Here is a 5125-nt window from a genome sequence, read left to right as displayed (position 1 = left end):
GCGCAGGAAGCCATAGCCACCCATCTTCAACAGGATGCCCGCAAGGATGACCGAGCCTGCCGTAGGCGCTTCAACGTGCGCGTCGGGCAGCCAGGTGTGGACCGGCCACATGGGCATCTTGACCGCGAAGGAAGCGAAGAAGGCCACCCATAGCCAGTATTGCATGCCTTCGGGGAAGACGTGGGTCAGAAGCGTCGGGATATCCGTCGTTCCGGCCTGCCAGTACATCGCCATCATGGCGAGCAGCATCAGCACGGAGCCGAGCAGCGTGTAGAGGAAGAACTTGAAGCTCGCATAGACGCGCCGCTTGCCGCCCCACACACCGATGATGATGAACATCGGAATGAGGCCCGCCTCGAAGAAGACGTAAAAGAGGACGATGTCGGGCGCGCAGAACACGCCGATCATGAGCGTTTCCAGGATCAGGAACGCAATCATGTATTCCTTGACGCGGTGCTCCACCGCTTCCCAGCTCGCCAGAACGCACAGCGGCATCAGGAAGGTTGTCAGGATGACGAACAGCATGGAGATGCCGTCGACACCCATGTGATAGGAGATCCCGGAACCAAGCCACTCGCGCTTCTCAACCATCTGGAAACCCGGCGTCGAAGCATCGAAGCCCGCCCAGATGAAGATCGACAGGACGAAAGTGAAGACGGTCGTCAAAAGTGCGACGTTGCGAATGTTACGGCGTGCACCCGCGCCATCCTCCCGGATCAGGAGGATGAGAAGCGCACCCACCAGAGGCAGGAAGGTGACCGTGGAAAGAATGGGCCAGTCGGTCATGGCTTAGAACGTGCCTCCGAGCATCATCCAGGTAACGAGGGCCGCAACGCCGATGAGCATGGCGAAGGCGTAGTGATAGAGGTAGCCGCTCTGCAGCTTGACGATCCGGTTTGTCACATCGACCACCCGGGCCGAAATTCCATCCGGGCCGAGACCGTCGATGACCATGCCGTCGCCCTTCTTCCACAAGAAGTGGCCGAGACGCTTGGCCGGACGAACGAACAGGAAATCGTAGAGTTCGTCGAAATACCACTTGTTGAGCAGGAAGGTGTAGAGGCCACCGAACTGTCTGGCGAGACGCTTCGGACGCTCGGGTGAGCGGATGTAGAACACCCAGGCGACATAAAGCCCGGCCAGCATGGCGACGAACGGAGCCAATTTCACCCACACCGGCACATGATGGAACTCTTCCAGCATATGATTGTCCGGCAGTGTGAACAGCGCCCCTTTCCAGAAATGCTCGTACTCATGGCCGACGAAGAACTCCTTGAAGGCGACGCCGGCAAAGAGCGCTCCAACGGCCAGAATGAACAGCGGTACGAGCATGACGAGCGGCGATTCATGCACATGGTGCATCACATCGGCGGAAGCGCGCGGCTTGCCGTGGAACGTCATGAAGATCAGACGCCAAGAGTAGAAGCTGGTAAAGACAGCCGCCACCGTAAGCAACACAAAGGAGAAGGTCGCGAAATAATTCTCCGCCGCAAACGCACCTTCGATGATCGCGTCCTTGGAGAAGAAGCCCGCCGTGCCGATGACGGTCATGGGAATGCCGACGCCGGTCAGCGCGACCGTGCCGATGATCATCATCCAGTAGGTCTGCGGGATGAGTTTTCTCAGTCCGCCCATCTTGCGCATGTCCTGCTCGTCGGAAACGGCGTGGATGACCGAACCGGAGCCGAGGAAGAGCAACGCCTTGAAGAAGGCGTGCGTGAACAGATGAAAGATGGCCGCGCTGTAGAAACCGGTGCCGAGCGCCACGAACATGTAGCCGAGCTGCGAACAGGTCGAATAGGCGATCACCCGCTTGATGTCGTTCTGCACCAGGCCGACGGTCGCCGCGAAGAAGGCCGTAAACGCGCCGACGAAGGTGACGACGGTGAGGGCCGTGTGCGACAATTCGAAGATCGGTGACAGGCGCGCAACCATAAAGACGCCGGCGGTCACCATGGTGGCGGCGTGAATGAGCGCCGAAACAGGCGTCGGGCCTTCCATGGCGTCCGGCAGCCAGGTGTGCAGCGGCACCTGTGCCGATTTGCCCATGGCGCCCATGAACAGAAGCAGACAGATGGCCGTTAGCGCGCCGCCCTTGTCGAGCGCGTAGCCGAGGAAGGTCAAGACCGGTTCGCCCGCTTCCGCGCCTTCCGCCGGCAGATAGGTCGCGGCATTGGCAAAGATGGTGCTGAAATTGACCGAGCCGAACAGCATGTAGACGCCGAAAATGCCGAGCAGGAAGCCGAAATCGCCGACGCGATTGACCACGAACGCCTTGATTGCGGCAGCATTGGCCGAGGGCTTTTTGAACCAGAAGCCGATCAGAAGATAGGAGGCGAGCCCGACGCCTTCCCAGCCGAAGAACATCTGGATCAGATTGTCCGACGTCACCAGCATGAGCATCGCGAAAGTGAAGAGCGAGAGGTAAGCAAAGAAACGCGGCCGATGCGGGTCGTGATGCATGTAGCCGATGGAATAGATGTGCACCAGCGCCGAGACCGTGTTGACCACGATCAGCATGACGGCGGTCAGCGTATCGACGCGGATCGCCCAGGAGACATCCAGATTGCCTGAGGTGATGAAGGCGAGAAGCGGTACCGTGAATGCCTCGCCGCTGCCCATAGCGACCGTGAAGAAAGCCACCCAGGACAGAAGCGCGGCAATGACCATGAGGCCACTGGTGATCCACTCCGACCCTTTCGCACCGATGGAGCGGCCGAACAGCCCGGCAATGAGAAAGCCGATGAGCGGGAGAAATACGATCGCTTGATACATGGCCGTATGCTCAGCCCTTCATCATGTTGATGTCTTCGACGGCGATGGTGCCGCGATTGCGGAAGAAGACGACGAGAATGGCAAGACCGATCGCGGCTTCCGCCGCCGCGACGGTGAGAACGAAAAGCGCAAAAACCTGGCCGACCAGATCTCCCAGGACCGCAGAGAAGGCAACGAAATTCAGGTTGACCGCGAGCAGGATGAGCTCGACCGACATCAGGATGATGATGACGTTCTTGCGGTTAAGGAAGATGCCGAACACGCCGAGCGTGAACAGGATCGCCGAGACGGTCAGATAGTGCGCGATGCCGATTTCCAGCATGATCAGATTCCCTCGCCCGTTTCGACTTTCTTGATTTCGATCGCCGTTTCAGGGGTGCGCGCAACCTGGGTGGAAATGTCCTGTCGCTTGACGTTTTCCTTGTGGCGCAGCGTCAGCACGATGGCGCCGATCATTGCGACCAGCAGCACCATGCCGGCGATCTGGAAGAAGTGGATGTAATCCGTGTAGAGGATGTCGCCGAGGGCGGCCGTGTTGTGGCGCACGTCGATCGGCGGTGCCGGCTGGGCGACTTCGCCGGCAAGCTCCGGCGCAAACGCATAGCCGCCGAGCACGATGACGAGCTCCGCCGCGAGGATGATGCCAACGAGCGCCCCGACTGGAGCGTATTGCAGCGCGCCACGCTTCAGCTCGGCGAAATCCACGTCCAGCATCATGACGACGAACAGGAAGAGCACGGCGACCGCGCCCACATAGACGACGAGCATGATGAAGGCGAGGAACTCCGCGCCCGTCAAAAGGAAGAGACCGGCCGAGTTGAAGAAGGCGACGATCAAAAAGAGCACCGAGTGCACGGGATTGCGTGCGGAGATGACCATAAAGGCCGCCGCCACGGTTAGGAAGGCGAACAGATAAAAGAAAATCGCCTCAAGTCCTGTCAGCATGGTTCCCTCGGTACCTAGCCTGCCGGAAGAAAACCCGGCCTGTTCAAATCGCCCGGCTTCGCCAAGCGTTAAATTTGCGTGTTCCTAGACTGCAACCGGGCTTGCTTGTCCGGTCACGGCCTGCGAATTCACCTGCATGTCCCGACCCGACGCGGATCCGTCTCGCGGGCCATGCTGTAGACGAGCGCCCCGCCCCCGTCTACCGGTCAAACCATCACCTGTACGGTGCATCCAAGGCGATGTTGCGTGCCAGCTCCCGCTCCCAGCGGTCGCCATTGGCGAGCAGCTTGTCCTTATCGTAGTAAAGTTCTTCACGCGTTTCCGTCGCGAATTCGAAATTCGGCCCCTCCACGATCGCGTCGACCGGACAGGCCTCCTGGCAGAAACCGCAATAGATGCATTTCACCATGTCGATGTCGTAGCGCACCGTGCGGCGTGTGCCGTCATTGCGGCGCGGCCCCGCCTCGATGGTGATGGCCTGCGCCGGGCAGATTGCCTCGCAAAGCTTGCAGGCGATGCAGCGCTCTTCGCCGTTGGGATAACGACGCAGCGCATGCTCGCCACGGAAGCGCGGGCTCACCGGTCCCTTTTCGAAGGGATAGTTCACCGTCGGCTTCGGCTTGAAGAAATAGCGCATGGCGAGAAAGAACGCCGAAACGAATTCCTTCAAGAACAGCGATTTGGCGGCCTGATCAAGTCCCATCGCCTGTTGCCTTCCCTTGTGTCTCAGCCGGTCAGTCCTAAACCGGCCCAGTACCCGATTATCGGAAACCCGATCACCGGAACCAAAAATACGATCCAGCTCAGGGGCGTCTTGTATTTCGCGGCGAACCCGCCGTCGCCGCCCCCTTGCCTGTTTTTCATTTCAGCCGCCTGGATCACCCCTTTCAGGATCTTCCAGTCGAGCCAGCCGAGGTAAAGACCAATGGCGGCTCCGATCAGCCCGGCGACCGAAACACTCACCTTACGGCGCCCATCCCATGACCATCAGTACCCCGGCCACGACAACCACCATGAACAGCGACAGCGGCAGGAACACTTTCCAGCCGAGGCGCATGAGCTGGTCGTAGCGGTAGCGCGGAACCATGGCCTTCACCATGGCGAACATGAAGAAGCCCAGCAGACACTTCAAAATGAACCAGACGATGCCCGGCACCCATGTGAACGGAGCAAAATCGAACGGCGGCAGCCATCCACCCATGAAGAAGATCGTCATCAGGGCGCACATCAGGCAGATGGCGACATATTCGCCGAGCATGAACATCATGTACGGCGTGGAGCCGTATTCCACCATGAAGCCTGCGACCAGTTCCGATTCCGCTTCCGCCAGATCGAACGGCGGCCGGTTCGTTTCCGCAAGTGCGGAGATGAAGAACACCACGAACATCGGGAAGAGCGGCAGCCA

General features: G+C 59.6%; 7 protein-coding genes. All 7 read right to left on the bottom strand.

Annotation, left to right across the window (positions count from 1 at the left end):
* On the bottom strand, positions 1–786 hold a 786-nt coding region (locus QZ638_RS22435), incomplete at its 3' end, for an NADH-quinone oxidoreductase subunit M (RefSeq protein ID WP_295814768.1).
* Positions 787–789: 3 nt separating this feature from the next.
* The gene (gene nuoL, locus QZ638_RS22430) at positions 790–2775 is read right to left on the bottom strand and encodes an NADH-quinone oxidoreductase subunit L (protein ID WP_295814763.1); all 1986 of its coding nucleotides are present in this window, start codon (positions 2773–2775) and stop codon (positions 790–792) included.
* Between the two features lie 10 nt (positions 2776–2785).
* Positions 2786–3094, bottom strand: a complete 309-nt coding sequence (nuoK, locus tag QZ638_RS22425) for an NADH-quinone oxidoreductase subunit NuoK (RefSeq protein ID WP_295814770.1) — start codon at positions 3092–3094, stop codon at positions 2786–2788.
* A 5-nt stretch (positions 3095–3099) separates the two neighbouring features.
* Positions 3100–3720, bottom strand: a complete 621-nt coding sequence (locus tag QZ638_RS22420; RefSeq protein ID WP_295814761.1) for an NADH-quinone oxidoreductase subunit J — start codon at positions 3718–3720, stop codon at positions 3100–3102.
* A 214-nt stretch (positions 3721–3934) separates the two neighbouring features.
* Positions 3935–4423: an NADH-quinone oxidoreductase subunit NuoI gene (gene nuoI, locus QZ638_RS22415; protein ID WP_295814759.1), complete on the bottom strand. Its 489-nt coding sequence runs from the start codon at positions 4421–4423 to the stop codon at positions 3935–3937.
* A 23-nt stretch (positions 4424–4446) separates the two neighbouring features.
* Complete coding sequence (locus tag QZ638_RS22410) at positions 4447–4683, bottom strand: hypothetical protein (protein WP_295814757.1); 237 nt, start codon at positions 4681–4683, stop codon at positions 4447–4449.
* 1 nt (position 4684) lies between these two features.
* Positions 4685–5125, bottom strand: a 441-nt coding sequence (locus QZ638_RS22405) for an NADH-quinone oxidoreductase subunit H (protein WP_295814753.1), incomplete at its 5' end; no start/stop codon positions are given.

This window comes from uncultured Nitratireductor sp. (assembly GCF_913053745.1).
GTDB lineage: Bacteria > Pseudomonadota > Alphaproteobacteria > Rhizobiales > Rhizobiaceae > Nitratireductor.
This window is presented reverse-complemented; position numbering and strand designations above follow the sequence as displayed.